At 64.3% G+C, this 26,273-nt stretch carries 31 protein-coding genes and 1 tRNA gene; 15 read left to right on the top strand and 17 right to left on the bottom strand.

The window, feature by feature from the left end:
* Positions 1-11 precede the first annotated feature (11 nt).
* Genes exbB through FJ948_RS06460 form a run of 3 tightly spaced genes read left to right on the top strand, consistent with a single transcriptional unit; the run spans position 12 to position 2,335 of the window.
* Positions 12-914 (top strand): tonB-system energizer ExbB, encoded by a 903-nt coding sequence (exbB, locus tag FJ948_RS06470; protein WP_140702680.1) that lies wholly within the window; start codon positions 12-14, stop codon positions 912-914.
* 12 nt (positions 915-926) lie between these two features.
* Positions 927-1,394: a TonB system transport protein ExbD gene (exbD, locus tag FJ948_RS06465; protein ID WP_140702678.1), complete on the top strand. Its 468-nt coding sequence runs from the start codon at positions 927-929 to the stop codon at positions 1,392-1,394.
* On the top strand, positions 1,391-2,335 hold the full coding sequence (locus FJ948_RS06460) for an energy transducer TonB (RefSeq protein WP_140702677.1): 945 nt from the start codon (positions 1,391-1,393) through the stop codon (positions 2,333-2,335). The genes exbD and FJ948_RS06460 overlap by 4 nt, the downstream gene beginning before the upstream one ends.
* Position 2,336: 1 nt before the next feature.
* Here FJ948_RS06460 and FJ948_RS06455 read toward each other — a convergent pair whose 3' ends face one another.
* The 6 genes from FJ948_RS06455 to FJ948_RS06425 all read right to left on the bottom strand — a co-directional run bounded on the left by FJ948_RS06455 (position 2,337) and on the right by FJ948_RS06425 (position 5,844).
* Complete coding sequence (locus FJ948_RS06455; protein ID WP_246677464.1) at positions 2,337-2,648, bottom strand: hypothetical protein; 312 nt, start codon at positions 2,646-2,648, stop codon at positions 2,337-2,339.
* A gap of 18 nt (positions 2,649-2,666) precedes the next feature.
* Positions 2,667-2,846: a hypothetical protein gene (locus tag FJ948_RS06450; protein WP_181173579.1), complete on the bottom strand. Its 180-nt coding sequence runs from the start codon at positions 2,844-2,846 to the stop codon at positions 2,667-2,669.
* Positions 2,847-2,925: 79 nt separating this feature from the next.
* Complete coding sequence (locus FJ948_RS06445) at positions 2,926-3,177, bottom strand: hypothetical protein (protein ID WP_140702672.1); 252 nt, start codon at positions 3,175-3,177, stop codon at positions 2,926-2,928.
* A gap of 67 nt (positions 3,178-3,244) precedes the next feature.
* Entirely contained in the window at positions 3,245-4,303 is a 1,059-nt protein-coding gene (locus FJ948_RS06440; protein ID WP_246677463.1) for a SagB/ThcOx family dehydrogenase, read from the bottom strand.
* Between the two features lie 407 nt (positions 4,304-4,710).
* Positions 4,711-5,460 (bottom strand): helix-turn-helix transcriptional regulator, encoded by a 750-nt coding sequence (locus tag FJ948_RS06430; protein ID WP_140702668.1) that lies wholly within the window; start codon positions 5,458-5,460, stop codon positions 4,711-4,713.
* A gap of 308 nt (positions 5,461-5,768) precedes the next feature.
* A tRNA-Ala gene (locus FJ948_RS06425) sits at positions 5,769-5,844 on the bottom strand.
* Positions 5,845-5,992: 148 nt separating this feature from the next.
* Between FJ948_RS06425 and FJ948_RS06420 the strand changes: the two genes are divergently transcribed.
* On the top strand, positions 5,993-6,286 hold the full coding sequence (locus tag FJ948_RS06420; protein ID WP_015315112.1) for a YggT family protein: 294 nt from the start codon (positions 5,993-5,995) through the stop codon (positions 6,284-6,286).
* A gap of 7 nt (positions 6,287-6,293) precedes the next feature.
* Positions 6,294-6,617, top strand: a complete 324-nt coding sequence (locus FJ948_RS06415) for a DUF167 family protein (RefSeq protein WP_140702666.1) — start codon at positions 6,294-6,296, stop codon at positions 6,615-6,617.
* A gap of 109 nt (positions 6,618-6,726) precedes the next feature.
* Here FJ948_RS06415 and FJ948_RS06410 read toward each other — a convergent pair whose 3' ends face one another.
* The 3 genes from FJ948_RS06410 to FJ948_RS06400 are packed head-to-tail and all read right to left on the bottom strand — an operon-like array spanning position 6,727 to position 9,468.
* Positions 6,727-7,608 carry a MurR/RpiR family transcriptional regulator gene (locus FJ948_RS06410; RefSeq protein ID WP_127277082.1) on the bottom strand — a complete coding sequence of 294 codons (882 nt, stop codon included), beginning with the start codon at positions 7,606-7,608 and terminating at the stop codon, positions 6,727-6,729.
* Between the two features lie 16 nt (positions 7,609-7,624).
* Complete coding sequence (gene ugpC / locus FJ948_RS06405) at positions 7,625-8,695, bottom strand: sn-glycerol-3-phosphate ABC transporter ATP-binding protein UgpC (protein WP_140702664.1); 1,071 nt, start codon at positions 8,693-8,695, stop codon at positions 7,625-7,627.
* 2 nt (positions 8,696-8,697) lie between these two features.
* A complete protein-coding gene (locus tag FJ948_RS06400; RefSeq protein WP_140702662.1) occupies positions 8,698-9,468 on the bottom strand; it encodes an SDR family oxidoreductase in 771 nt (256 codons plus the stop codon).
* A 181-nt stretch (positions 9,469-9,649) separates the two neighbouring features.
* On the opposite strand from FJ948_RS06400, the gene FJ948_RS06395 reads away from it, so the two are divergent.
* From FJ948_RS06395 to FJ948_RS06375, 4 genes are all read left to right on the top strand, one after another.
* On the top strand, positions 9,650-10,876 hold the full coding sequence (locus tag FJ948_RS06395) for a sugar ABC transporter substrate-binding protein (protein WP_140702660.1): 1,227 nt from the start codon (positions 9,650-9,652) through the stop codon (positions 10,874-10,876).
* Between the two features lie 421 nt (positions 10,877-11,297).
* The gene (locus tag FJ948_RS06385) at positions 11,298-12,167 is read left to right on the top strand and encodes a sugar ABC transporter permease (RefSeq protein ID WP_140702659.1); all 870 of its coding nucleotides are present in this window, start codon (positions 11,298-11,300) and stop codon (positions 12,165-12,167) included.
* On the top strand, positions 12,164-12,988 hold the full coding sequence (locus FJ948_RS06380) for a carbohydrate ABC transporter permease (RefSeq protein ID WP_140702657.1): 825 nt from the start codon (positions 12,164-12,166) through the stop codon (positions 12,986-12,988). Before FJ948_RS06385 ends, FJ948_RS06380 begins: the two co-directional genes overlap by 4 nt.
* Before the next feature lie 72 nt (positions 12,989-13,060).
* Positions 13,061-14,542, top strand: coding sequence for a M81 family metallopeptidase (locus tag FJ948_RS06375; protein ID WP_140702656.1), 1,482 nt, complete (start codon positions 13,061-13,063; stop codon positions 14,540-14,542).
* 30 nt (positions 14,543-14,572) lie between these two features.
* Here FJ948_RS06375 and FJ948_RS06370 read toward each other — a convergent pair whose 3' ends face one another.
* From FJ948_RS06370 to FJ948_RS06345, 6 genes are all read right to left on the bottom strand, one after another.
* Positions 14,573-16,627: a M3 family metallopeptidase gene (locus FJ948_RS06370; RefSeq protein WP_140702654.1), complete on the bottom strand. Its 2,055-nt coding sequence runs from the start codon at positions 16,625-16,627 to the stop codon at positions 14,573-14,575.
* 90 nt (positions 16,628-16,717) lie between these two features.
* Entirely contained in the window at positions 16,718-17,152 is a 435-nt protein-coding gene (locus FJ948_RS06365) for a nuclear transport factor 2 family protein (RefSeq protein ID WP_140702652.1), read from the bottom strand.
* Positions 17,149-17,793: a carbonic anhydrase gene (locus FJ948_RS06360; RefSeq protein ID WP_140702650.1), complete on the bottom strand. Its 645-nt coding sequence runs from the start codon at positions 17,791-17,793 to the stop codon at positions 17,149-17,151. The genes FJ948_RS06365 and FJ948_RS06360 overlap by 4 nt, the downstream gene beginning before the upstream one ends.
* Positions 17,794-17,985: 192 nt before the next feature.
* Positions 17,986-18,756, bottom strand: coding sequence for a DUF429 domain-containing protein (locus tag FJ948_RS06355; RefSeq protein ID WP_140702648.1), 771 nt, complete (start codon positions 18,754-18,756; stop codon positions 17,986-17,988).
* Positions 18,753-19,637, bottom strand: a complete 885-nt coding sequence (gene pdxY / locus FJ948_RS06350) for a pyridoxal kinase PdxY (RefSeq protein WP_140702646.1) — start codon at positions 19,635-19,637, stop codon at positions 18,753-18,755. Before pdxY ends, FJ948_RS06355 begins: the two co-directional genes overlap by 4 nt.
* Positions 19,638-19,649: 12 nt before the next feature.
* Positions 19,650-19,901 (bottom strand): hypothetical protein, encoded by a 252-nt coding sequence (locus tag FJ948_RS06345; protein ID WP_140702644.1) that lies wholly within the window; start codon positions 19,899-19,901, stop codon positions 19,650-19,652.
* A 153-nt stretch (positions 19,902-20,054) separates the two neighbouring features.
* On the opposite strand from FJ948_RS06345, the gene FJ948_RS06340 reads away from it, so the two are divergent.
* The 6 genes from FJ948_RS06340 (at position 20,055) to ppa (ending at position 24,753) form a co-directional block, all read left to right on the top strand.
* Positions 20,055-20,693 (top strand): LemA family protein, encoded by a 639-nt coding sequence (locus tag FJ948_RS06340; RefSeq protein WP_140702643.1) that lies wholly within the window; start codon positions 20,055-20,057, stop codon positions 20,691-20,693.
* A gap of 177 nt (positions 20,694-20,870) precedes the next feature.
* The gene (locus FJ948_RS06335; RefSeq protein ID WP_140702641.1) at positions 20,871-21,719 is read left to right on the top strand and encodes a YgcG family protein; all 849 of its coding nucleotides are present in this window, start codon (positions 20,871-20,873) and stop codon (positions 21,717-21,719) included.
* A 2-nt stretch (positions 21,720-21,721) separates the two neighbouring features.
* Positions 21,722-22,609, top strand: a complete 888-nt coding sequence (locus tag FJ948_RS06330) for a YgcG family protein (RefSeq protein WP_140702639.1) — start codon at positions 21,722-21,724, stop codon at positions 22,607-22,609.
* Between the two features lie 9 nt (positions 22,610-22,618).
* A complete protein-coding gene (locus FJ948_RS06325) occupies positions 22,619-23,257 on the top strand; it encodes a TPM domain-containing protein (RefSeq protein WP_140702638.1) in 639 nt (212 codons plus the stop codon).
* A gap of 267 nt (positions 23,258-23,524) precedes the next feature.
* Entirely contained in the window at positions 23,525-24,031 is a 507-nt protein-coding gene (locus tag FJ948_RS06320) for a GNAT family N-acetyltransferase (RefSeq protein WP_140702637.1), read from the top strand.
* A 188-nt stretch (positions 24,032-24,219) separates the two neighbouring features.
* On the top strand, positions 24,220-24,753 hold the full coding sequence (gene ppa / locus FJ948_RS06315) for an inorganic diphosphatase (RefSeq protein ID WP_140702635.1): 534 nt from the start codon (positions 24,220-24,222) through the stop codon (positions 24,751-24,753).
* Positions 24,754-24,965: 212 nt separating this feature from the next.
* Here ppa and FJ948_RS06310 read toward each other — a convergent pair whose 3' ends face one another.
* Together FJ948_RS06310 and FJ948_RS06305 are read right to left on the bottom strand one after the other, a co-directional pair.
* Positions 24,966-25,556 (bottom strand): hypothetical protein, encoded by a 591-nt coding sequence (locus FJ948_RS06310; protein ID WP_140702633.1) that lies wholly within the window; start codon positions 25,554-25,556, stop codon positions 24,966-24,968.
* Between the two features lie 44 nt (positions 25,557-25,600).
* Positions 25,601-26,218: a TetR/AcrR family transcriptional regulator gene (locus tag FJ948_RS06305; RefSeq protein WP_140702631.1), complete on the bottom strand. Its 618-nt coding sequence runs from the start codon at positions 26,216-26,218 to the stop codon at positions 25,601-25,603.
* Positions 26,219-26,273 lie beyond the last annotated feature (55 nt).

Genomic DNA, 26,273 nt, shown 5'->3' with positions numbered 1-26,273 from the left:
GGAAGAAGTTCGTGTCGAGACATGGTTTGTTGGCGGCGTTGGTCGCATCGGTGATCCTGACGACGACCGGCGCGACGGCCCAGGAGCAGCCGGCTGGCGCGGTTCCAGCAATCGCGACGCCTGCCGCACCCGCCGCAGCGGCACAAGCTGCTCCAGCGGTACCCGCCACCCCTGCGCCCGCGGCACCCTCGGGGACGATGGAGCTGAACCTGCCGCACGATTTGTCGCCATGGGGCATGTTCATGGCCGCCGACATCATCGTGAAGGCCGTGATGATCGGGCTGGCCTTCGCATCGCTCGTCACCTGGACGATATGGCTGGCCAAATCGCTGGAGATTTTCGGCGGCAAGCTGCGCGTCCGCCGTGCCGTCCGGGCGATCGGCGACGCAGCGACGTTGCGGCAGGCGAGCCGCGCACTCGACCGCAGCGGGGGTGCCGGCGCGCTTCTGGTGCGGGCGGCGGAGGAAGAGACCGCGCTTTCGGCCGGCGCGCTCGACCATGTCGGCGGCGACGGGCTGAAGGAGCGGGTCACCTCGCGCCTGTCGCGCATCGAGGCCGCCGCGTCGCGGCGCATGTCGCGCGGCACCGGCCTGCTGGCGACGATCGGTTCCACGGCGCCTTTCGTCGGTCTGTTCGGTACCGTCTGGGGCATCATGAACGCCTTCATCGGCATTTCACAGGCGCAGACCACCAATCTTGCCGTGGTCGCGCCAGGCATCGCCGAGGCTTTGCTTGCCACCGCGATGGGCCTGGTGGCGGCAATCCCCGCCGTCGTCATCTACAACGTCTTTGCCCGCTCGATAGCCGGCTACCGGCAGATACTGGCCGACGCCTCGGCGGGCGTCGAACGGCTGGTCAGCCGCGACCTCGATTTCCGCACGGTCGCACCCGCGACCGCGATGGCGGCGCAATAGCGGAGCAGGACGATGGGCAGCCGAATCCGCCAGATCATGGATGACGATCTCGAGGAGAGCCACGAGATCAACGTCACGCCGTTCATCGATGTCATCCTGGTGCTGTTGATCATCTTCATGGTCGCCGCGCCGCTGGCGACGGTGGATGTCAATGTCGATCTGCCCGGCTCGACCGCGACGCCGGCGCCGCGCCCCGAAACTCCACTGTTCCTGACGTTGAAGGATGATCTCACGCTGGCGATCGGCAATGATCCCGTGCCGCGCCCGGCCTTTGCCGCCACGCTCGACAGCCGCACCAAGGGCGACAAGCAGACGCGGATCTTCCTGCGTGCCGACAAGGCGGTCGCCTATGGCGACCTGATGGAAGCGATGAACCTGCTGCGCGCCGCCGGCTATCTGAAGGTCGCCCTGGTCGGACTGGAGGCCGTGCCCGCCGGTGATGCCGCCGCACCGGCGCCCGGCGGAACGGCCATCCCATGACACGACCGGCCGGCTCGCCCACGGCGGTGCTGTCGCGCTTCGGCTGGCGCGACCTTGGCCTGTGGGCATGTGCGGCCGTGCTGATGCTCGGGGCACATGTTGCGGTCGCTTATGCCGTGCAGAATCTCAGCCCGGTCGATCCGCCGGATGGCGGGCCGCCGCCGGCCCCGGTGATCGAGATGGCGCCGATGATGGTGACGCCGGCGGTGCCCGAACAGGCCGCGATGGCCGACGCGGTCGTTCCCGACCAGGCCGAGCCGGTCGAGGAGACGGAGACGATCGCCGAGGCCGAGCCCGACAAGGTGGTCGAGCAAGCGGAGCCTGTTGCCGAGCCGCGGACGGTGCCGCCGGACGAGCCGGTGGAGATGACGAAGGCCGAACCGGTCGACCAGCCGCCGCTGGAGAAGGTCGTCCCCGACATCGTCGAGACCGTCGCCCCGGAGGTTGTCGTTCCGCTGCCGAGGGCTAAGCCGGCCGAGACGCGCAAGGAAAAGAAACCGGCAGAAGCCAAGGTCAAGAAGCCCGCCGACAAGCGCAAACCAGGGCCGAAGAAGGAAAAGGCCGAACCACCGAAGACGGCAAGTGCCGCGAGCGCCGAGGCCAGGCCCGCCGCCAGGGCGGCGGCGCCGAGATCGGGGGCCGGGTTTTCGGGAGTCAGTCCGGCCAAATGGGAGTCGCGGCTGACAGGGTGGATCAATCGCCACAAGCGCTACCCGAGTGCCGCGAAATCGCGGCGCGCGCAGGGCAATGTGAACGTGACTTTCACCATGGACCCATCCGGCCGGGTGCTGTCGGCCCGGATCGTCCGTTCTTCCGGTGACGCCGAACTCGACCGCGCCGCGCTCGCGGTGCTGCAGGGTGCCACCGTGCCGGCGCCGCCGCCGGAACTCGGCTCGCGCGTCAGCCGCACGGCGCCGTTCGTATTCAGTTTGCGAGATTAACTCAGCTCATCGACTGGCACAGCGCCTCGACCTGCTCCAGGTAGAAGCGGCATTTCGTCCGCAGGGTTCCGAGGTTGGGGCCGTCGGCGCCGTTGATCTCGATGCTCTGCATCATGAAGTCGAAATGGGCGTGAAAGGCATCCGCCGCGCCCCAGAGGCTGTCGGCCTGCCAGGTATCGGCCATCGCCATGGCAATCAGCTGCCGGGCCTCGACGCGCGCGGCCCGCGGCGAGGCCGGGCGGCCGGCGATCAAGCCGTTCAGCCGGGCAAAGACGCTTTCGCTGGCGTCGGCGCTCCTGATGATGGCGATCATGTTCATTTGCTGGTCCCCTCAATTTTCTGCGTAAGGATGACCGCCTTGCGGGCTGCGGGCGATCAAGGCGGGCATCGCGGCCGCATCGGATGGCCGGCCCCTGATGATGCTGGCAATTTCGGCATCGGCCAGTTCGAACCAATAGATCATCTCGGCGCTGCCGAGGTCGGCGGCGGCCTTTCTCAGCAGCGGCAGCAAGCTTTGCAGCGCACAGAGCGTCTCCCACCGGTTCGGCCGCGTGTGGGCCGTCCCGCACCAGCCGGATATTTGCATCGCGCTACGCCGTCCTTGGCTGAGCGTGGTTGTCTTTCGCGTGCGCCTTGGGATGCATCGGGTTGCCGCTGAGTTGCGCGTGCCTCGCCGGCCGTGCGCCGCGCAGGACATCGAAGGCCTCGGCATAGGCCATGCCCAGGAGATAGGAGATCATGGGAAAACGGCTTGCTTCGGCCATCTGCACCAGCTCGTTGGTCATCGACGCGATGTATTGAAGGCTATCGATCTCTGACTGCCGTAAGGTCTGATTTGGCATGTGCTTCTCCTGTCGTCGGATGAAACCTTGGGAACGCGTAAGGGCTACTCTGGACATGGTGAGACGGCTAATTGATCGACCTGCCCGCCGGATGCGGGTCGGTTTCCGGTGTTGAGAGGGTCAAGGCATAGATGGGCGCGTCGGTGAGGCGGTCGAGGCCCAGGAGGCGCTTGATCGCCGAATGGCTCAGCGCTGCCGTGGGGCAGGCCGACAGGCCATGACTGGTTGCCGCCAGCATCATGTTCTGGCCGATATGGCCCGCCTCGATCAGCACGACGCGGTAGGCGTTGGCATCCTCATATTTCCACATAGTGCGGTCGAGCCGGGCGCAAAGCAGAATGAGGCACGGCATGGCGTCGGCCCATTCCTGTCCGCCGACCAGTTCCGAAATTTTCGGCACATGGTTGGCCGAGATCCTGCCGAGGTCATGACCGGCGGCGGAATAGTGGTAGACGCCGGGTTCCAGATCTTCGACGCCGGTCGCGACCACATAGGCTTCGTAGGGGTTTCGCGCACCGCCCGAAGGGGTCATGCCGAGCGGCAGGGCGCCAACGCAGTTGCTGGTCTCGCCGGTGATGCCCATGCCCGCGAACAGGCAATCGGAAAGCTGCCGCGCGGTGATGGTGGGCGCGGCCGCGGTGCGGTTGGTGCGGCGCCGGGCCATCAGGGTCAGAAGGTCGTTGTCGGCCAGTGCGTCCGGCAGCCGGATGGCGCCCGGCGCATTCTTGAGCAGGAGGTCCGGCTGGGCGACATGGCCGGCACGGTCGATCTGCCGCGCCTCGGCCTGTTCGATGGTCATGAACTCGCTGTCCTGGACGCAGAAATGCATCAGCGCGGTCGGCAGGCTCCATCCCCACTGCCCGGAGAACCGCGTTTCCTGTTCGGCCAGCGGCGAGCCGGCGGTGACGAGGGCGGAAAAATCGAGCAGTTGCGGAACGACGGCGTTCAGGTCCGCCTTCGACCAGCCGTGGGCGCGCGCGATCTGCGCCGTGGAAGCCCAATCATCCCAGGAAGCGAGAAGGCCGACCACTTCGGGGCTGCAGTCGAAGACGCTTCTGGTCAGGAAATTGCATGCCGTGACCTTGTTGGTCCCGGGGTAGAAAACGAGCGTTTTTGAAGAGCGCATTTTCATGATGCTGAATGCCGTTCGGGGATGCGGAGCGCCGACAGGCGAATGCCCGTCGGCGCCGACGACTTCAGCGCTTGTTGTAGTGCATGCCCTGCGAGAAGAAGACGGTCTGCGTGCCCGCGGCAACCGTCAGCTTCGGGGCATTGTTGACTTTCTTGGCCATTTTCGTCCCTTTCCCGACCCCCCAATGGGATCTTTTGAGAGATCCCAAACGGGATCCGCGAGAAGAAAGGTAAGGTCGGAAGAGTTAATGAGTTGTTAAAATTGTAGTAAATCAAATATGAGCTAAAATATCTTTCTTCGATCCAAAGTCTAAAAAATCGATTTTACTCAGATATGGAGTAGGCAATCGCTAACATACGCTTTTTCGGGATATCTTGTTCTTATTTAGCGTAACGGGGCGGCTAGGCCATCCCGTCCCGTGCCAGGCTGACGACGAGTTGGTCAATGCCGGGATCATCGAGCCTGACGACATGTGCCATGCGGATCGCATGCCGGGGCCGCATGTTGGACATATCCTGCCGCATGATGACCGATACGAAGGCCGGCCCGGCTTCGGTCAGAAGCATCGCCTTGCCTGTCAGCACCGGTTCGGAGATCGGCGCCCATTGCACCGAGATCAGCGACGGCTCGCCGGTCTGGCGGCGGTTGACGCCGCTGAAATAGATCCAGTTGAGACGCGAGATCGCCACGCCATAGTGATTGCCGCGTGCCCGCGCCCATGTCGAGCCGCGACGCTCCGACCATCCCGTGACCCTGCGGAATGTGACCAGTTCGGCTTCGCGCCGGACAAAGGTGATCGCCCGCACCAGCAGGTCGGATCGGCCGGGGATCGAAAAATAGGTGAAATAGGTGCCGCCCGCGATCGACGGGGCGGGCGGGCGGATCATCTGGGCAAACAGGCTTTCGGAAATCGGCGGCAGGCCGGTAGCCGTGGGCTCGGGCGTACCGGGGTCCCGGTACAGTTCGGCTTCGTCGACGCGGAAATAATCACAGATCAGCTTGGCGGTGGCCTTGTTGGGAACGGTCTGTCCCTGCAGGTAGCGCTCGAACTGCGTGCGGTTGATACCCAGCTCGCGGCATACCGCGCTGACGGAAGCATGGTCCTTGCAGAGCCGTCTGAGATTTGCAGCGAGATTCTCCCGAATGGACACGGCTTTGCTTTCGCAGGCGAACTCTTCATTTCGACTCGAAACCCTATAGCGCCTTCGGTCGCCCCCGCCGAAACGCCTTGTCACAACACACAGAAAAAACTGATTTGAGAACGCCAGTCTAATGGCGTGATTTCCAAAAAAAATAGCGCCGACTCGACGACGGTCCCGCCATAAGTCCAATTGACAGCCATTTCGCCTGGGGAAACGCGAAATCGCATCTGGCCATTTTTGGGAGCATCGACGCCGCGCGCCTCATCGGATGAGGCTTGGACCCTACCGCATGGGAAGCGGACTATCGATTATTCCGCTGGTGGAGCTGAGGAGGATCGAACTCCTGACCTCGTCATTGCGAACGACGCGCTCTCCCAGCTGAGCTACAGCCCCGTCCAGCGGATGGCGCATTTATCGGGCGGCACGGTTTCCTGTCAAGGCGGCGTTTTGCCGAAAAACCCGACCGCCGGCCGTGTGCGGAAGCCTGCTCTTGCCGGTTCGGCGTGCAATGGCTACATGTCGGCAACAATTGGAGACCGGCATGCTCGCCCTCATTCAAACCATCGTCATGGCGCTCGACCTCTATTGGTGGGTCATCATCGCCTCGGCGATCTTTTCCTGGCTCTATGCCTTCAACGTCGTCAACTCGCGCAACCAGTTCGTCGGCAGCATCGGCAACATGCTCTACCGGCTGACCGAGCCGGCGCTGCGGCCGATCCGCCGCTTCATGCCCGACCTTGGCGGCATCGACATCTCGCCGATCATCCTGCTTTTGATCCTGTTCTTCCTCAGGCAGTTCATCCTCACCACGGTGGCGCCGCTGCTGCTGGCCTGACGATCGGATGAGCGCGCCGTTGCGCATTCGCGAGAACGGCGTCGATCTGTTCGTCCGGCTGACGCCGAAGTCTTCCGTGGACCGGCTCGAAGGTGTCGAAACATCGGCGAACGGACGAAGCCACCTGAAGGCGCGGGTCCGCGCCGTGCCGGAAAACGGCGCGGCCAATCAAGCGCTGGAGAAGTTGGTCGCCAAGGCGCTGGGCGTGCCGGCATCGGCCGTTTCGGTCGCTGCCGACGGCACCGCCCGGCTCAAGACGCTGCGCATTTCAGGCGAACCGGCGGTGCTGGCAAGAAGCGTCGAAGCGCTCTGCGACAGCCGAAGCACGTAGCTGACAATCGGTTGAGAGTGCTTCGATCGATTGTCGTAGGTCGGTGCCGCCCCTCATTGCCCTGCCGGGCATTTCTTCCCGTATAGCGACGGGGAGAAAGACGCTGTAATCAATCCCCTAACGGCAGGCGGGGATCGTCAACCTTGAGCGTGTTGACGCTCTGCTTGATGCGGCGCAAATTCTCCAGCACCTTGGGGCCGCGCGTCTCGGCGACCGACGTCACGATCATGTCGACGATCGCCAGCAGCGCGTAGCGCGACGATGTCGGCTTGTAGATGTTGCCGTCCTCCAGCGGCTGGAGATGGATGACCGTGTCGGCGACCTTGGCCAGCGCGGAATCGGGCGCGGTGACGGCCACCGTGGCGGCGCCATATTGCTGAGCGACCTGCACCGCCTCGATGACCGAGCGCGCATAGCCGGAGACCGAGAAGGCGACCACGGTGGTGTCCGGCGTGGCAACGGCGGCGTACATGCGCTGCAACTGGCCATCGATCTGCGCCAGAACCGGCAGGCCGAGCCTGAACAGCCGATTCTGCATCTCGGTCGCCATCATCGAGGAGATGCCACCCGAACCGATGCACAGGACATTGCCCGATGCCGCAAGGCGCGCGGCGACGTCGACCAGCGTCGTCATGTCGAGGTTTTCGCTAACGCGCTGGATGGAGGCGATCGCGGCCTCGGTGATGGCCGACGCAATGCGCTGTTCGCGGGCGTCGCGGCTCAGCGGTTCCGGCGACAGATACTGGCCGCCGATGGCAATGGCCTGTGCCAGGTAGAACTTGAAGTCGCGCAGCCCCTCGCAGCCGAGGTTGCGGCAGAAACGGGTGACCGTCGGCTCACTGACGCCGACGCGCGCTGCAATTTCCGAGATTGCCGCCTTGGAGGCGAAGTCGAGATCGGACAGAACGAGACTTGCCAGCCGACGATCCGACTTGGTGCCGTCCTGCGACATCAGTTGCAGCCGCGTGATGATGTCGGCCGGCGTCTTCATGTCCGAGTTTCCATCGTCATCCCAGCGGCAGGCCCGTTGCCTTGTCGAACAGATGGATGTTGCCGGGGGCGACCGAGACCGGCAGCAGGTCGCCCGGCCGGACCGGCACCCTGTCACGGAATACGGCGCGCACCGTGTCGGCGCCAATGGCGCCGTAGACATGGGTCTCGGAACCGGTCGGCTCGACGACATCGACCTTGAGCGCCATGGCATCAGTGGCCTCGCCGACGATGAAATGCTCGGGCCGGATGCCGGCCTCCACGGCACTGCCCGCCGGCAGCGGTTTGCCGGCGAGTGCCAACCGTCCGCCGCCGGCCGACTCGAACCAGGTTCTCTCGGGCGTCGTCTTGAGCGCCCCGGAAACAAAGCTCATCGACGGCGAGCCGAGGAAGCCGGCGACGAACTTGTTGGCCGGCCGGTCATAGAGCTCCAGTGGCGCCCCGACCTGCTGGATCCTGCCGCGATCCATCACGACGATGCGGTCGGCCATGGTCATGGCCTCGATCTGATCGTGGGTCACGTAGACGATGGTCGATTTGAGCCGCTGGTGCAGCGCCTTGATCTCGGTGCGCATCTGCACGCGCAATTGCGCGTCGAGATTGCTGAGCGGCTCATCGAACAGGAACACGGAGGGTTCGCGCACGATGGCGCGGCCCATGGCGACGCGCTGGCGCTGGCCGCCCGAGAGCTGGCGGGGGTAGCGGTCGAGGTAGGAGAACAGGTTGAGGACGCCGGATGCCTTCTTGACCTTCTGGTCGATGGCGGTGCGGCTCTCTCCCCGGATCTTGGGGCCGAAGCCGATATTGTCGGCGGCGCTCAGATGCGGGAACAGGGCATAGGACTGGAACACCATGGCGATGTTGCGCTGCTGCGGCGGCAGGTCGTTGGCGCGCACGCCGCCGATCAGCAGATCGCCGGAACTGATGGTCTCCAGGCCCGCAAGCATGCGCAGCAAGGTCGACTTGCCGCAGCCGGACGGGCCGACCAGCACGACGAATTCGCCGCTTTTGATGTCGAGGCTGATCTCCTCGAGGATCTTGTGCTGGCCGAAGGATTTCGACAGGTTGCGGAACTCGACGTCGGTCATGGTCACGCTCCCAATATGTCGTCGATGAACGGCAGGCAGCCGGCGGTCAATCCCGCATCCACGGGCATCACCACGCCTGTTACGCCCGAGGCCCGGTCGGAGGCAAGGAAGGCGACCGCTTCCGCCACTTCCGAGGCGTTGACGATGCGGCCGAGCGGATAGAGCCGCTGCAGCTTGCCGATGACGTCGGGATTCTTGGCGAGGCGATGGTCCCAGGCGGCGGTGCGGATCGATCCGGGGCAGACGACATTGGCGCGCACGCCGCTGCGGCCGAGCTCGACAGCGATCGATTTGGCATAGGCGTTGATGCCGGCCTTGGCGGCGGCATAGGCGGGGTTGCCGAAATGCGCGATGGCGTTGACGGACGAAATGAAGACGACGCTGCCCGAACCGCGCGCGGCCATCGCCTTGGCAATGGGATCGGCGAAAATCATCACACCGGTCAGGTTGAGGTCGAGCTCATGCTCGATCCTGTCCGCCGTCAGCGCGTCGAGCGTCTCGGCGCGCGTCCAGCCGGCATTGTTGATCAGAATGTCGGGGACGCCGTCCTTTTCGAGCACGGCGGCGATGGCGGCTTCGACCGAAGCCCGGTCGAGAAGATCGAAGACATGGCGCGAGGCAAGGTGCGGGCTCGCCAGCGCCGCTTCGGACTGGTCGCAGCCGACGACCCGCGCTCCCCTGCCGGCCAGCAGTGCGACGATCGCCGAGCCAAGGCCGCCGCCGGCGCCGGTGACAAGAACGGTCCGGCCTTCGAATTCGGCTCTCGAAACCACGGCGCGTGCTCCTCCCGCAGGTCAGGCAGATGCCGGCAGGCTAGAGAATGGAATGTAATTAAGCAACATAATAATCCGCTTGCATGCGGCAACTTCATGGATAATGTAGGAAAGTCACATAAATCTTGTGTCAGCACCGGCACAGGGAGCGCAAAAGCGCGGACCAAATGGGAGAGATCGGATGAACCTTGCGAAATGGACTGCCGGCCTGATGGCCGGAATGGGCATGCTGGCCTTCGCCGCGCAGGCGCAGGCCGGCGAAGTGCGGGTTACCGTCGCCGAATACAGCGCCAAGACCGGCCCGTATTTCGAACAGGTCAAGAAGGAGTTCGAGGCGAAGAATCCCGGCATCACCGTCAAGTTCGAGGTGGTGCCGTGGGATGTGCTGTTGCAGAAGCTGACCACCGACATCACCGCCGGCACCAATGCGGATCTCTCCATCATCGGCACGCGCTGGCTGATCGACTTCGTCCAGCAAGATGTCGCCGAGCCGCTCGACGGCTACATCACGCCCGACTTCAAGGGCCGCTTCATAGACACCTTCCTGTCGCCCTCGATCATGGGCGGCAAGACCTATGGTCTGCCGATCGCCGCTTCGGCGCGCGCCATGTATTACAACAAGGAGCTGTTCGAGAAGGCCGGCATCGCCAAGCCGCCGGCAACCTGGACCGAGCTGCAGGAGGATGCACGCAAGATCAAGGCGCAGGGTGCCTTCGGCTTCGGCCTGCAGGGCAAGGAGATCGAGACCGACGTCTATTATTACTACGCGATGTGGTCGCAAGGCACCGAGATCCTCAACAAGGACGGTACGTCGGGCCTCGGCACGCCGGGCGCGCTCGAAGCGGCCAAGCTCTACAAATCGATGATCGACGAGGGGCTGACGGAGCCCGGCGTCACCTCCAACAACCGCGAGGACGTGCAGAACCTGTTCAAGCAGGGCAAGGTCGGCATGATGATCACCGCGCCCTTCCTGTCCAACCAGATCAAGGATGAGGCGCCGAGCCTCAAATACGGTGTGGCGGCCATTCCGGCCGGGCCGACCGGTGCGCGCGGCACCTATGGCGTCACCGATTCCATGATCATGTTCAAGAACTCCAAGAACAAGGACGAGGCCTGGAAGCTGATGGACTTCCTGTTCACCACGGAGCAGCGCGCCAAGTTCACCCAAGGAGAAGGCTTCCTGCCGGTGAACAAGGAAGAGGCCAAGATGGACTACTACGTCAACAACGCTGATCTCGCCGCCTTTACCGCGCTGTTGTCCGATGCCCGCTTCGCGCCGGTCATTCCGGGCTGGGAAGAGGTCGCCCAGATCACGTCCGACGCCATGCAGAAGATCTATCTCGGCGGCGACCCCGAGGCCGGCTTGAAGGACGCGGCGGCCAAGGCGAATGCGGTGCTGAAGAAATAGGGCGGCGCTGAAGAAATAGGGCGGCGCTGAAGAAATAGGGCGTATCTCCCTGCGCCCGTGGCGCGCCCCCGACTCAGGCGGGGCGCGCCACACTTCTAAAAACAGGTATTCGGGTGCTCTCCACGTAAATACGAAGACTGACAGGTAATCACTCCGGACAAAGCAAAAATCGCCGATGTCGGCGCTGCCCCTCATTGCCCTGCCGGGCATTTCTCCCCGTATAGGGACGGGGAGAAAGGGCTGGCCGCAACCTAGGCGCCTTTCCTGCGACGTCGGTGATTGGCGAAACCGGCGAAGAGAGCGCCCCTCTCCCCGTCACTATACGGGGAGAGGATGCCGGCAGGCAGGTGAGGGGCAGCACAGACCGTGCGTAAGGAATTCAAGGCCACCCAAGCCAAGCAAAGCGGTAAAACCCAAGCCGATGCAAAATCGCTTCCTGCCCTATCTCCTGACCTTGCCCAGCCTGTTCCTGGCGGCGGTGGTCATCTTCTGGCCGGTCTGGGACCTGATCCAGATTTCGACGCACGACGTCAGCCGTTTCGGCCAGTTGCGCGACTTCAGCGGCCTGACCAATTTCGCCGCGCTCGCCGCCGATCCCGATTTCATCGCGGCCCTCTGGCGCACGGGGCTGTGGACGGTACTGGTGGTCGGGGGCGCGCTGCTGCTCTCGATCCCGGTGGCGATGATCCTCAATACCGACTTCTATGGCCGTGGTCTTGCCCGCGTCATCGTCATGCTGCCCTGGGCGGTGTCGCTGACCATGACGGCCGTTGTCTGGCGCTGGGCGCTGAGCGGCGAAAGCGGCATGCTGAATTCGGCGCTGCTCGGCCTCGGCCTGATCGACCACAACATCCAATGGCTGGCGCAGGCTGAAACCGCCTTTCCGATGCAGGTTCTGATCGGCATATTGGTGACGGTGCCGTTCACCACGACGATCTTCCTCGGCGGCCTCTCGTCCATCCCGGACGATCTCTACGAGGCGGCCGCATTGGAGGGGGCAACGCCGCTGCAGCAGTTCCGCGAAATCACCTTTCCGCTGCTGAAACCCTTCATCAACATAGCCATCGTGCTCAACACCATCTACGTCTTCAATTCCTTCCCGATCATATGGGTGATGACGCAGGGCGGGCCAGCCAATTCAACCGACATCCTGGTCACCCACCTCTACAAGCTGGCCTTCCGCATCGGCAAACTCGGCGAGGCTTCCGCGGTGTCGCTGGTGATGTTCGCCATTTTGCTGATCTTCACCCTGATCTATGTCCGGCTTGCCATGCGGGAGCAGCGCGCATGAGAAGCAAATTGAAGCGTACCATCGTCGCCTGGCTGTTGCTGTCGCCCTTGATCGTGGTGACGCTCTTCCCCTTCGCGGTGATGTTCCTGACGGCGGTCAAGCCGAGGACCGAAGTGCTGACGCCCAGCTGGTGGCCGAGCGAGTTCCGTTGGTCGAATTTCTCCGACATGTGGGTGGCGACCGGCTTCGGCCAGGCACTGGCCAATTCGCTCTACGTCTCGGTGATCGCCACCGTTGGCGCCATCCTCATCTCCGTGCCGGCCGCCTACGCCATGTCGCGCTTTCGCTTTGCCGGCTACGGCGCCTTCCGCCAGTTCCTGCTGATCTCGCAGATGATCTCGCCGATCGTGCTGGTGCTCGGCCTTTTCCGGCTGATGGCCGCCTGGGGGCTGGTCGAATCGACCACCGCGCTTGGCTTCATCTACATGGCCTTCAACGTCGCCTTCACGGTCTGGATGCTGCAGAGCTATTTCGACACCATTCCGCGCGACCTCGAGGAGGCCGCCTGGATGGAGGGCGCCGGGCGCTGGCTGACCTTGCGAAAAGTGTTCCTGCCGCTTTGCCTGCCGGCGATCGCGGTGACTGCGATCTTCACCTTCATCAATGCCTGGAACGAATTCGTCGTGGCGCTGACCATGCTGCGCAGCCAGGAAAGCTATACGCTGCCGATCCAGGTGTTCTCTCTGGTCGCTGGCCGCTACACGATCGAATGGCATCACGTCATGGCGGCGACGCTGCTGGCGACCTTGCCGGTGGCGATCCTGTTCATCTGGCTGCAGCGCTATCTCGTGCGCGGGTTGGCGCTCGGTGCGGTCAAATAGCAATTCCGGCAAGAAGGGCGCAGCGGTTTCCGCCCGGAATTGCGAAAAAACAAAGAAGTCCAGGGAGCTTTCATGCGCATCTTCACCGCCTCGCTGGCGACGGAAACCAACACCTTCTCGCCGGTGCCGACAGACCGGGCCTCGTTCGAGATGGCGTTCTATGCCGGGCCGGGCAAGCATCCGGAAACGCCGACGCTGTGCTCCTCGCCGATCGTGGCGCTGCGCCGCCGCGCGGCCGCGGAAGGTCTCACCGTGATCGAAGGCACCGCGACCTGGGCCGAGCCCGGCGGCCTGGTGCAGCGCCAGACCTATGAGGCGCTGCGCGACGAAATCCTCGATCAACTGAAGGCCGCCTTGCCGGTCGATGCCGTCATGCTGGGCCTGCATGGCGCCATGGTGGCGCAAGGCTATGACGATTGCGAGGGCGATCTGCTGGAGCGCGTGCGCGGCATCGTCGGGCCTGGCGTGACGATCGCCTGCGAGTTCGATCCGCACAGCCATCTTACGCCCAGCCGCGTGGCGGCCTGCAATGTCATGGCCTATTTCCTCGAATTCCCGCACACCGATTTCTACGAGCGTGGCGAGCATGTCGTCGAGCTTGGGCTGGCGGCGGCGCGTGGCGAGATCAAGCCTGTCATCTCGACCTTCGATTGCCGCATGATCCAGGTGCTGCCGACCAGCCGCGAGCCGATGCGCTCCTTCGTCGACCGCATCAAGGCGCTGCACGGCAAGGACGGCGTGCTGTCTGTCTCGGTCATCCACGGCTTCATGGCCGCCGACGTGCCCGAGATGGGCACGCGCATCCTTGTCGTCACCGACAATGACAAGGCCAGGGGCGATGCGCTGGCCGAGCGGCTGGGGCGCGAGCTCTACGCCATGCGCGAAACGACGGCCATGGCCATGCTCTCCGCCGCCGCCGGCATCGAACAGGCGCTCGCGGTGCGCGCGCAACGCAGCGACAAGCCGGTCGTCATCGCCGATATCTGGGACAATCCCGGTGGCGGCGTGCCGGGCGACGGCACCATCGTGCTGCGCGAACTCCTGACGCGCGGCATCACAAACGTCGGTGTGGCGACGATCTGGGATCCGATCGCGGTGATGTTCTGCCAGGCGGCGGGCGAGGGCGCGGTCATCGACCTGCGCTTCGGCGGCAAGGCCGGGCCGCAGGCAGGCGAGCCGATCGACGCGCGCGTCACCGTGCTGAAGGCTGTCGGGCAGGGCTGGCAGAGTTTCGGGCCGAGTCGCGTGACATTGGGACCGTCGGCGGTGGTGCGGATCGAAGGCACCGAGGTCGATGTGATCCTGAACACCAATCGCACGCAGACCTTCGAGCCGGATGTCTTTTCCAACATCGGCATCGAACCGCTGTCGAAAGACATTCTGCTGATCAAGTCGACCAACCACTTTTATGCCGGCTTCGAGCCGATCGCCGCCGAGATCATCTATGTCGCGGCGCCGAGTTCGTATCCCAGCAACCCGGCGGCGACGAATTACAAGAAGCTGACGCGGCCGGTGTGGCCACGGGTGAAGGATCCTTGGGTTGAAGCTAGCTAATCTCCCCCCTCGAGGGGGGAGATCGGCTAATCACACCAAGCCCCGCTTCACCATCATCGCGTCCGGCGAAGGCATCTTGCCGCGAAACGCGGTGTAAAGCTCTTCGGGATCCTTCGAGCCCCCGGCGGCGTAGATGTTCTTGCGCAGCCGTTCGGCCAGCGCCGGGTTGAAGGGGTCGCCCGTTTCCTCGAAGGCGGCGAAAGCGTCGGCGTCGAGCACTTCCGACCACATGTAGGAATAATAGCCGGCCGAATAGCCGTCGCCCGCAAAGACATGACCGAAATGCGGGGTGCGATGGCGCATCGCGATCGTATCGGGCATGTCGAGCTTTTGCAATGTTTCGGCCTCGAAACGAAGTGGCTCTTCCGGCGCATCGGGCCGCGCGTGATAGGCCATGTCGATCAGCGCCGAGGCGGTGAATTCGACGGTCGCGAAGCCGGCGCCGAAAGTGCGCGCGGCCAGCATCTTGTCGAGCAGCGCCTTGGGCATCGGCTTGCCGGTCTTGACATGCAGCGCGTGCTTTTCCAGCACCGCCGGCACTGTCAGCCAGTGCTCGTAGAGTTGGGAAGGCAACTCGACGAAGTCGCGGCTGACCGAGGTTCCGGAAACCGATGGCCAGGTGACGTCGGTCAGCATGCCGTGCAGCGCATGGCCGAACTCATGGAACAAGGTTTTCGCCTCGTCGACCGACAGCAGCGCCGGTTCGCCCGCCGGCGGCTTGGCGAAGTTCATGATGTTGTAGATCACCGGCCTGGAGCCATGGCCGAGACGGTAGCCGGACTTCAGCGCGCTCATCCAGGCGCCGGAGCGTTTTGAAGGCCGCGCGAAATAGTCGGCCAGGAACAGACCACGCTCGCTGCCATCGGCGTTTTTCACCACGAAGACGCGCGCGTCCGGGTGCCAGGCGGCGATCCCCTGCTTCTCCTCGAAAGTGATGCCGAACAGCCGTGTGGCCACGTCGAAACAGGCGTCGATGACGCGGTCGAGCTGCAGGTAGGGTTTCAGTTCGGCCTCATCGAAAGCGAACTTTTCCGCGCGCAGCTTTTCCTGGTAGAAGCGCCAGTCCCAGGCGGCGAATTTTTCGTTGCTGCCGGCTTGCGCCGCAAGCCGCTCCAGTTCCTTCTGGTCGGCGGCGGCCTTTTCCAGCGCCTTTTCCCAGACCGGGTCGAGCAGCGCATGCACCGCCTTCGGTGTCTTGGCCATTGTGTCGTCGAGCTTGAGCGCGGCGAAGGAGGCATAGCCGAGCAGCTTCGCCTTTTCGGCGCGCAGCTTCAGCATATCGCGCACCACGGCCGTGTTGTCGGACGCACCACCATTCTGGCCGCGCATGGTGAAGGCGCGATAGGCAATCTCACGCAGGTCGCGGCGCTCGGAGAAGGTGGTGAACGGCTCGTAGATCGAGCGCGACAGGGTGACGGCGTAGCGGCCCTTCTGGCCACGTATCTCGGCGGCCTCGGCCATCGAGCTTTTCACGAAGTCCGGCAGGCCGGCAAGGTCCGCCTCGTCGAGGAACAGCGCCCAGTCGCGCTCGTCGGCCAGCACGTTTTGCCCGAAAGTCGTGCCGAGCGACGACAGCTCTTCACTGATCTTGGCCAGCCGCTTCTTGCCGTCGGCATCGAGCTTGGCGCCGGAACGGACGAAACCCTTCCAGGTCTTCTCCAGGACACGCAGCGTCTCGGGATCGAGCTGCAGGCTCTCGCGGCGCTGGTAGAGGTCGTCGATGCGGGCAAACAGTTTTTCGTTCATCGAGATCGCGGAGAAGTGCCTCGACATCTTCGGCGAAATGTCGCGCTCCAGCGCCTGGATCGTTTCGTTGGTATAGGCGCCGGCGCGGCACCAGAAGATCGACGAGACGTGATCGAGCGCCTCGCCGCCCAGTTCCAGCGCGGCAAGCGTGTTCTCGATGGTCGGCGCGTCCTCGTTGCCTGATATCGCGTCGACCTCTGCTTCATGCGCCTTCAGCGCGGCGTCGAAGACCGGGGAGAAATCACCGTCGCCAATCTGGGCAAAATCGGGCAGGCCGAGCGGTCCTTGCCACGCGGTCAAGGGATGGGCGGCGAGGTCGACGGCTTTCGTAGAGGGCATGGAGGGTCTTTCGCTGGCATCGGGAAGGAGGGTGTCACCGATGTAGGGCGCGGCCCGCGGGCCCGCAATATGCCAGTTGGGCGATCCGCCTCAATAGCCCTCGCAGTTTTCAGCGATTGCCGCCTGCGAGCTGGCGGTGATGCGGTTGTCGCTCACCGCGAAGGTTTCCTGCATCAGCATGTCATTGTTGGGGAAATCGTAGCAGGCGATCACGGTGGTGACCCCGCCTTCGCTCTTCTCGATGCGGTGCCGGATAGCGGCACCGGCAACCGCGCCTTTCCATTCGTCGAGCGAAGCGATGAATTCCTGCTTGCTCTGGACGACGCCAAGGTCGTCGAGCTTGATGCGGACATCGTCGGCGAGCAGGTCGGCGAGTTCTGTGCGGTCGGCGACCAGCAGCGCCGAATACCAGCGGCTGATGAGGGCGCGGTCATCGGCGCGGGCGGCAACGATCGCTATCAGCAGTGCGACGGCGGTGAAAACGACCGGCCGGACGTTCATCACCCGGCGCGCCGTGCCGCTCATTCCAGCACCGGTCGCTCGAAATCGCCGGTCTCCTTGTTCATCACCCAGAGTTCGCCGGTCGAAATGTCGAACCAGGCTCCGTGCAGCGACAGCCGCCCCTTGCCCTCGAGGATCGAGACGCAGGGAAAGGTTCTCAGATTGGCAATGGAATAGCGGATCGAGATGCGCTCGAGTGCCGTCTGGCGCTCCGTCGCCGTCATGAGGGTGCTGGCCGACACTGTTTCGGCGGCCGGCGCGATCAGGCTCATCCACTTGCCGATGAAGTCGCCGGGGGAAAGCGGCGCGGAATTGGTATCGAGCGCGGCGCGGATGCCGCCGCAGCGGCCATGACCCATGACGACGATGTTCTTGACCTTGAGGCTCTGCACGGCGAATTCGAGCGCGGCCGAGGTCGAATGGAACTCGCCGTCCGGCTCGTAAGGCGGCACCAGATTGCCGACATTGCGCAGCACGAAGAGTTCGCCGGGGCCGGCGTCGAAGATCGCCTCGGGCGCGGATCGCGAGTCGCAACAGGCGACGATCATGGTTTCGGGCGCCTGGCCTTCGCGGGCGAGTTCGCGATAGCGGCCGCTCTCGGTGAGGTAGCGGCCGTTCATGAAATTGCGGTAGCCGACGAGGAGGTGTTCGGGAAGATGAGGCATGGGCGGCTAAGGCCTTTCCGGTTGGAGGCGGCAGCTCTGCTATTTTGCTTACGCGAAAACCGATTCCGGCTTTCGGGCCGATGCGTTGCGGTCGAGGAAGGCTCTAACGGTAAAAGCCCGCTTCGAGCAATGCGGAATTGTAGGGGCTGGCCACAAATGCCATGCGCCGTAGCGGGTTGCCTTCGGACATTGTCACGCCCAGATGGCGACCGGTATGCCAAAACCGTCAGCGAGCGGCGGGTCGGGAAACGGTTTTGCTTCGCCGCTGGCGATGCGGCCGGCGATCAGCGCCATCGCGGCCGCATCGAGGAAATCGTCGGCGGCCGCACCACGGGGCGGCGGTCGGTCGAGGAAATCCATGTCATAGCCGTGCCGGCAAAGCAGTGCCCTGCGCTCCGCCATGCCTGCCGGGTTGACCGCACCTTTGATCTTCTTCGGCAGCGACATAGCCTGATCGCCGTTCAGGCGACAGAAGGCGACTTCCGGATGCGATTCGAAGACGCGGCGCCGCAAATCGGGCCGCGCGATCAGCAAGGTGTCGATCTCGCGGATTTTCGAGAAGATGCCGAAGGCCTGGATGGAAACGCCGCGCGGTGGATCGGATGTGGTCCTGGCCACCTCGCTTGCACTGCGATGCGCGGCGTACCAGGCTTCGATCGTGGTGAAGTCGCAGGTCTCGGCATAGAGCGCGGCGCGGGACGGGATCGAAAAGACGCTGGACTGGCGCGGGCCGAGCAGCGGCCGGACCAGCGCTTCCGGTCCGCGCCCGCCCTTTTGCGACAACTCCGGCAGGCCGATCGGCATGTCGACGGCGACGATCGCGTCATCGGGGATCGTTGCCAGCAGGGCAGCGAATGTGGGGAAGACATCGACCGACGGAGCGATCCCCGGATTGCGTCGCACGGCAATCCAGCCGGCCTTGCAGCCATCGGCGCCGACGAGCGCGACCTTGGCCGGGGTCACGCCCGGCGGTCCCGCCCCGGATGCGCCAGGTGGCGAAGCTGGACCATGGCCATCGGGTGCGACAGGCTTTGCGCATCGGTTTCGAGCTGCAATTCGTCGCCGCCGCGCTTGGCCGTGCGCGCCAGGATCTCGTAGACCGCCGCCGTGGTGGACTGCAGCGCCTTGATCGCCGGCTGGCCGGAGAGGATGCGCGCCAGGTAGACCGCCGCGGTCAGGTCGCCAAGGCCGTTCGGCGGCTTGTCGATCAGGCGGTGTTCGGCGAGCAGCGCCTGCGTGCCGTCGAGCAGCAAATTGCCGGTGCCGCCTGAAATCATCGACGGTGCCGAGGTGACCAGCATGGTCGACGGTCCGGCATGAAGTGCGGCCGAGATCACCGATTTGAGGTCGGGCAGCGGCGCGCCCGCCATCCATTCCAGCTCATAGCGGTTGGGGGTGGCGATGTCGGCGATCGGCATCAGCCGGTCGCGCATGGCGGCGGCGGTGGGCTCGGGCACGTAGAGGCCGCCGGAATCGCCCATCACCGGATCGCAGATATAGACGGCGTCAGGCGTCCTGGCCTTGACCGCTGCGACCAGCGAGGCGACGGCCTCGGCCTGGCCGGCCTCGCCGAGGTAACCGGAGAGCACCGCGCCCACTTCACCGAGCCACGGCGCGCGCTCCAGATCGGCCATCAGCGCCTTGAACTGGTCGAGCGGCGGCACGATGCGGGTGGCGCGGCCATGGCCGGGATGCCAGGGCAGGATGATTGTCGGCACCGCCCAGACCGGAAACCCCAGCGTTTCCAGCGCGAAGACGGCGGCGCGGTTGCCGACGGAGCCACGGGCGACATGGCTGGAAATGACGATGACCGCGCGCGGCGCGTCGGGTTTTTCGGCGCTCATTGTTTTTGATTCCTAGCTGCCCCGGGTGAGGAAAAGCACGAGCCAGACCATCAGGCCCAGCGCCAGAAGCAGGCCGAGTATCCGGCCAATACGCGTGCCCCAGACCTCGATCGGATCCGTTCGGTCGGCATCGACGGCGGAGACATGGTCGCGCACGCCTTTCGTCGTCCGCGCCACGAAAGAGTTGCCGGCCGGATCGGTCTCCTGCGCGACGCGCTCGAGGATACGGCGCGATTCGCTGTCGCTGTCCTGGCGTTGCGCCATGATGATGTCCTGTTTTCACAGGAGCTTATCGCGTTCGCGCGGCCAATCACAGGGCCCTGCGAGGCGCGGTGTATTCCTGGCGCGCCGTTGCCGTTTTCTTGCGCGCCGATTGTGGTAATGCTTCGCATGCAACTTCTATCGAGGGATCCCATCATGCTTGCCCAGCGCCTTGCCCGACCGTCGACATTCCGCACGCTGCCCGCCTTCCTGATGATGGCAATCGTGCTGCCGCTGCTTGCCGGCTGTGGCTACAACACCATCCCGACGGCGGAGGAAAACGCCAAGGCGGCATGGAGCGAGGTGCTGAACCAGTATCAGCGCCGGGCCGACCTCATCCCCAATCTGGTCGAGACGGTGAAGGGCTATGCCTCGCATGAAAAGGACACGCTCGACGCGGTGGTCGAGGCGCGCGCCAAGGCGACGCAGATCACGGTGACGCCGGAAACGCTGAAGGATCCCGAAGCGCTGAAGAAGTTCCAGGATGCCCAGTCCGGGCTGACCAGCGCGCTGTCGCGGCTGATCGCGGTGTCGGAGGCCTATCCCGACCTCAAGGCCAACCAGAACTTCCTGGCGCTGCAGGCACAGCTCGAAGGCACGGAAAACCGGATCGCCGTTGCCCGCCGCGACTACATCCAGGCGGTCAAGGACTACAATCTGACGCTGAAGACCTTCCCGTCGGTGCTGTGGGCGACATTCTGGTTCCGGAGCAACGAGCCCTTCGCCAATTTCACCGTCGACGAAGACAAGATGCAGCCGCCGAAGGTCGATTTCGGCACGAAGCAGGGCGGGTAATTCGCGAAATCGGCTGAGCGTCTCTTTGCCACAAGACGGACCGCTGGCGTGCAAACACCCCCCTCTGTCCTGCCGGACATCTCCCCCTCAAGGGGGGAGATCAGCCGTTGTCCAGGCTTTGGCCAATTTTCAACCTCTCAAAGTGAGAGCCGGCAGCGAAGCCGCCAATCTCCCCCCTTGAGGGGGAGATGTCCGGCAGGACAGAGAGGGGGGCCTCGCGCCTACGCTACCTTTCTTGGCCTTCTTGCCGGCATCCTCCTTTTCCCCCTAACCGCCTTCGCCGCCGATCTCCCCGCGCTGACTGGCCGCGTGGTTGACTATGCCGGCATCATCGACGCCGGCACCCGTGCCGCGCTGACCCAGAAACTCGCCGACTTCGAGGCAAAAGGCTCCGACCAGATCGTTGTCGCCACCATTCCCAGCCTCGATGGCGAGGAAATCGAACCCTACGCCAACCGTCTGTTTCGCTTCTGGAAGCTCGGCCAGGCCAAGGAAAACAATGGCGTTCTGCTGCTCGTCGCGCCCAACGACCGCAAGATGCGCATCGAGGTCGGCTATGGGCTGGAAGGCACGCTGACCGACCTGCACACCAAGCTGATCATCGAAAACGACATGGTGCCGGCGTTCCGCGCCGGTGATTTCCCGGGCGGCATCTCCAAGGCCGTCGACGACATGATCATGGTGCTGGAGGGCAATCCGGAGGAGCTGGAGGCGCGCGGCAAGCGCAACGAGCAGGCGCCCTTCAATTCCGACGACCTGTTCTTCGCCATTTTCATCGGCATCTGGGCGATCATTTTCTTCGGCAGCATCGCGGCCTCGGTCCTGCCGCCGATCTTCGGCCAGAAACTGGGGCCCGGGCGCTATCGCTGGCTCGGCATGACCTTCGAGCCCCATCGGCGGTCCTCATCCGGTGGCGGCTGGTCGTCCGGAAGTTCGGGCGGCGGCTGGTCTTCGGGTGGTGGCGGCGGCGGATTTTCGGGCGGCGGCGGTTCGTCCGGCGGCGGCGGCTCCTCGGGAAGCTGGTAGGCATGGTGATAGCTGCCGTTCCTTCGATACCCAGCCAACTCGCTTCGCGACTGCGCCTGGCCTTTATCACCCTGGCGGCCCTGCTGCTTGCCACGATCGCCGCCCTGGCCGCCGATCTCCCGGCGCTGACCGGCCGGGTGGTCGACAATGCCGGCATCATCGATGCCGGAACGAAAGCGGCATTGACGCAGAAGCTGGCGGATTTCGAGGCAAAGGGCTCCGACCAGATCGTCGTCGCCACCATCCCGAGCCTCGGCGGCGAGGAGATCGAGCCCTACGCCAACCGGCTGTTCCGCTTCTGGAAGCTCGGCCAGGCTAAGGAGAACAACGGCGTTCTGCTGCTCGTCGCGCCCAACGACCGCAAGATGCGTATCGAGGTCGGCTATGGTCTGGAAGGCACTCTGACCGACCTGCATACCAAGCTGATCATCGAGAACGACATGGTGCCGGCGTTCCGTGCCGGCGATTTCTCCGGTGGTATCTCCAAGGCCGTCGATGACATGGTCATGGTGCTGGAAGGCAATCCGGAGGAACTTGAGGCGCGCGGCCGCCGCAATCCCGCCGACAACAGCACTCCCATGGACCCGATCGTCGCCGTGTTCCTGATCCTGTGGGCGACGATGTTCTTCGGTGGCCTGGCCATGGCCTTCCTGCCGCCGATGTTCGGCACGAAGCTGTCGCCGGGCGTGTATAGATGGCTGGGCATGACGTTTCGTTACGGGCAGGGGCCGAGCGGATCATCCGGAACCGGCGGCTGGACGACGGGATCGTCTGGCGGCGGCTGGTCGTCTGGCGGCGGCGGGTGGTCCTCGGGGTCGAGCAGCGGCGGCGGCGGGTTTTCGGGCGGCGGCGGCTCGTCCGGCGGTGGCGGTTCTTCAGGAAGCTGGTGAGACAAGATCATGGCAACACGACCGATCAGCCCGCAGGATCATGAGCGCATCGCCGCTGCGATCCGCGCCGCCGAAGCGCAAACCGATGGTGAGATCTATTGCGTCGTGGCGCATGCCAGCGATGGCTATTTCGCTCCCGCCGCGCTGATGGCGACGCTCGGCATGCTGATCGTCAGCCTCGCCGTCGCCTATGGGCTGGAGGCCTGGTGGCTCACCATCCGGCTGCCGCATTTCGTCATCGCCGAGCTTCTGGCGCTGGCCTGCGTGCTGGCCCTGCTGTGGGCGCTGCCCGGCCTGCGCATCCACATGGTGCCGCGCCGGCTGCGCTATCAGGCGGCGCACGCCAATGCGGTCAAGCAGTTCCTCGCCCGCAACGTCCACCGCACCACGGCGCGGACCGGCGTGCTGATCTTCGTCTCTATCGCCGAGCGCTATGCCGAGGTGGTCGCCGATTCGGGCATCGACGCCAAGGTCGGCCAACATGTCTGGGACGGCGTCGTGCGCGATCTCACCGCCCATGCCGGCGACGACCGGCTCGCCGACGGCTTCGTCAAGGCGATCGGACAGGTCGGGGCGGTGCTGGCCGAGCATTTCCCGGTCACCTCGGGTGATACCAACGAGCTGGACGACCATCTGGTCGAAATCTGAAAGCCTGCCTGCAAACGCTACTCAGCCGGCCGCCTGACGCGGCTTTCTGTGTTTCCCCGTTCTACTGCGTCGCAGTAGAACTGAGCTCACGGACCTAGAAGTCCGCTGCGCTTCGGTTCTCGAAAGCCACGCCATCCGCCTCGGCTTAGCGCGTTTTCAGGCAGGCTTTGGGCAATGTCTGCAATGTCAGGATCGGCTGTGAGAAAGCGGTTGGCGGGGCGCCCGGACTCTTGCAATCGCCCGATGCGGGTTTATGGTTAACAAATCATGAATACGCTGACGATCGACATTCGGAAGGCAGACCCGCGCGATGCCGGCGCCATCGCCGAAGTGCACCTGGAAGCTTGGCGCGGCGCCTATTCCGGTATCATTCCGCACCGCACGCTGACGTCGATGATCAACCGCCGGGGAACCGACTGGTGGGCGAATGCCATCCGCCGCGCGGCCACCGTGCTGGTCGTCGAGATCGGCGGCACGATCGCCGGCTATGCGACGATCGGCAAGAACCGCGCCAAGGAGCTCAAGCAGCAGGGCGAGATCTACGAACTGTACCTGCGCCCGGAATATCAGGGCATCGGTCTCGGCAGGCGGCTGTTTTCGGCGGCCAGGGCGCGGCTTGCCGATCATGGGCTGAAAGGCATGGTGGTGTGGGCGCTGGAAGACAACCAGAACGCGCTCGCCTTCTATGCAGGGGCCGGCGGCCGCGATATCGCCGAGGGTGTCGAGATCTTCGAGCAGAAGGCGCTGAAGAAGGTCGCCTTCATCTGGGAATGACTGCCGGGGCGATCGCGGAAGGCGCAGTCCCGGGCTCACGCAAATCACGCCGCTGAAATATCTTGTGCCGATGATTGAACGCGCCGGACGCATTCGCGTCGCCCCCGATGCATGTGAGCGCCATTCGCCGCATTGCACCATTTTGCGCCGCCCGCTATCTCCTGCCAATCGCGAGAGGGACAAAAGCCATGCGCATCGAAGCCATAGCCACTGGAAAGAATCCGCCTGAGGACGTCAACGTCATCATCGAGGTGCCGATCGGCGGCGAGCCGATCAAGTACGAGATGGACAAGGAGGCCGGCACGCTGTTCGTCGACCGCTTCCTGCACACCTCGATGCGCTACCCCGGCAATTACGGCTTCGTGCCGCACACGCTGTCGGGGGACGGCGACCCGATCGACGTGCTGGTCTGCAACACGCGCGCGCTGGTGCCGGGCTGCGTCATCAATGTGCGGCCGATCGGCGTGCTGATCATGGAAGACAATGCCGGCCAGGATGAAAAGATCATCGCCGTGCCGTCGCCGAAGCTGACGCTGCGCTACGAGAACGTCACCGAATACACGCAGCTGCCCGACATCACGCGCCAGCAGGTGCAGCACTTTTTCGAGCACTACAAGGATCTCGAACCCGGCAAATGGGTCAAGATCGAAGGCTGGCACGATTCCAAATACGCCAAGAAGATGATCATCGACGCGGTTGAACGGGCGAAGGCGAGCAAGTAGGCGACGCTGGGACCCTACGGACCCTTTACCTTGCACGGCCGGTAGGTTGGAGAAGCCTCTCAGCTTCGTCATACCAGGGCGGAGCAGCCGCGAAGCGGCGTCGCGTAGACCCTGGTATCCATGCCGTGACGCCCAGGTGCAGTGCGGGGCGGCGCAGAATTCTGCGCCGCGTCGCTCCTTGCTCCGCCCGTGGATGATGAAGTTACTGGCGCTCAGTTATCCACCCTCCCAAAGGCAGGCACATTGCCGATGGCTGTGTGCCGGTCCTTGCCGCAGGCAAAGGTGCGCGCCTTTTCGTCGGCGAGTTTTCGCGCTTGATCGTTGGCTTGCGGGTTGCCGGTGGCCAGGACAAGGCCGACCGTGCAGCTTTCCCGCGCATCCATCTGGCCGACCTTGGCGACAAGCAGCACATCCGTCGACTTTTTGTCATCCTCCGGATTGCTGACCGTGCGGCGATGGATGACAGCGAACGGAACGGCCCTGTCGCGGGTCGTTTCGATGCGCCATTCGATCCTGGCGCCCGAAGAACTGAAGTCTGAGAAGCTCTCCCAGACGGATGTCATGTCGCCGCCGGGTGGAAAACCGTAAAACAGCGATTCACGGGCATCATCATAGGCGATCAGCACGGGATAGCCGCGATAGCCTGAGCAAGCGAGATCGGCCCACTCGCCGTCGCCTTCGGCCTGCGCGTAGGTCACGCAGTCCTTCGTCCAGTCGAGGTCGGTGTAGGCGCTGGAAATGTCGCCGGCATGGGCTGCCTGGCAGAGGCCGGCGAGGGCAAGCGGGATCAGAACGGCACGCATGACGGACACCTCCGGTTCGGGCCGGAACAGCGTACCGCCAATCGCTATTTCTTCAAGCTGGCTTCGATCAGCAGGTCGGCGTTGCGGGCGACCGACTGCGCGGGGCCACCGAGGCCGAACAGCTGGCCGCTGATATAGGCGCCCTCGATGAGGAGCAGCAGCCCGTCGCCCAGCGTGTCGGGGTCCTGCGCGCCCATCGCGGCCGCCATGGCACGCAGCCGGCGGCGCAGTTCCTGTTTGTTGTCCTCGCTCACCACGCGAGCCGGATGGCCACGCTCGGGATATTCAACGGCCGCATTGGTCATGCCGCAGCCGCGATAGTCCGGTTTCTGCGTCCGCTTGCCGACGCGAGTCAGGAGCGCGATGATCTGTGCGCGGGGATCGCCGGGATGGGCGGCAACGGCCTCGTCGAACCGCTCCCAGTACTCGCGGTCGTATTGCCTGAGGTAGGAAGCGGCCAGTTCGTCCTTGGAAGGAAAGCTGCGATAGAGGCTCGGCTTGGTGACGCCGGCGCGCTTCACGATCTCGTCGACGCCGATCGCCCTGATGCCTCGCCGGTAGAACAGGTCATAGGCCACGTCGAGGATCTTCTTGGCGGCCTTGGGTGGCGCCGATGCATGACGGTCGCTGATGGTCAGTTCAATATTTTTGTCGGCTGGCATCATGGGACTCGATTGACAATGTTACCGATCGGTACGTATACATACTCCCACCTTG

It is taken from the genome of Mesorhizobium sp. B2-3-12, assembly GCF_006442205.1.
Lineage (GTDB): Bacteria > Pseudomonadota > Alphaproteobacteria > Rhizobiales > Rhizobiaceae > Mesorhizobium.
The sequence above is the reverse complement of the archived record's forward strand: the minus strand, read 5'-3'. Positions and strand labels throughout refer to the sequence as shown.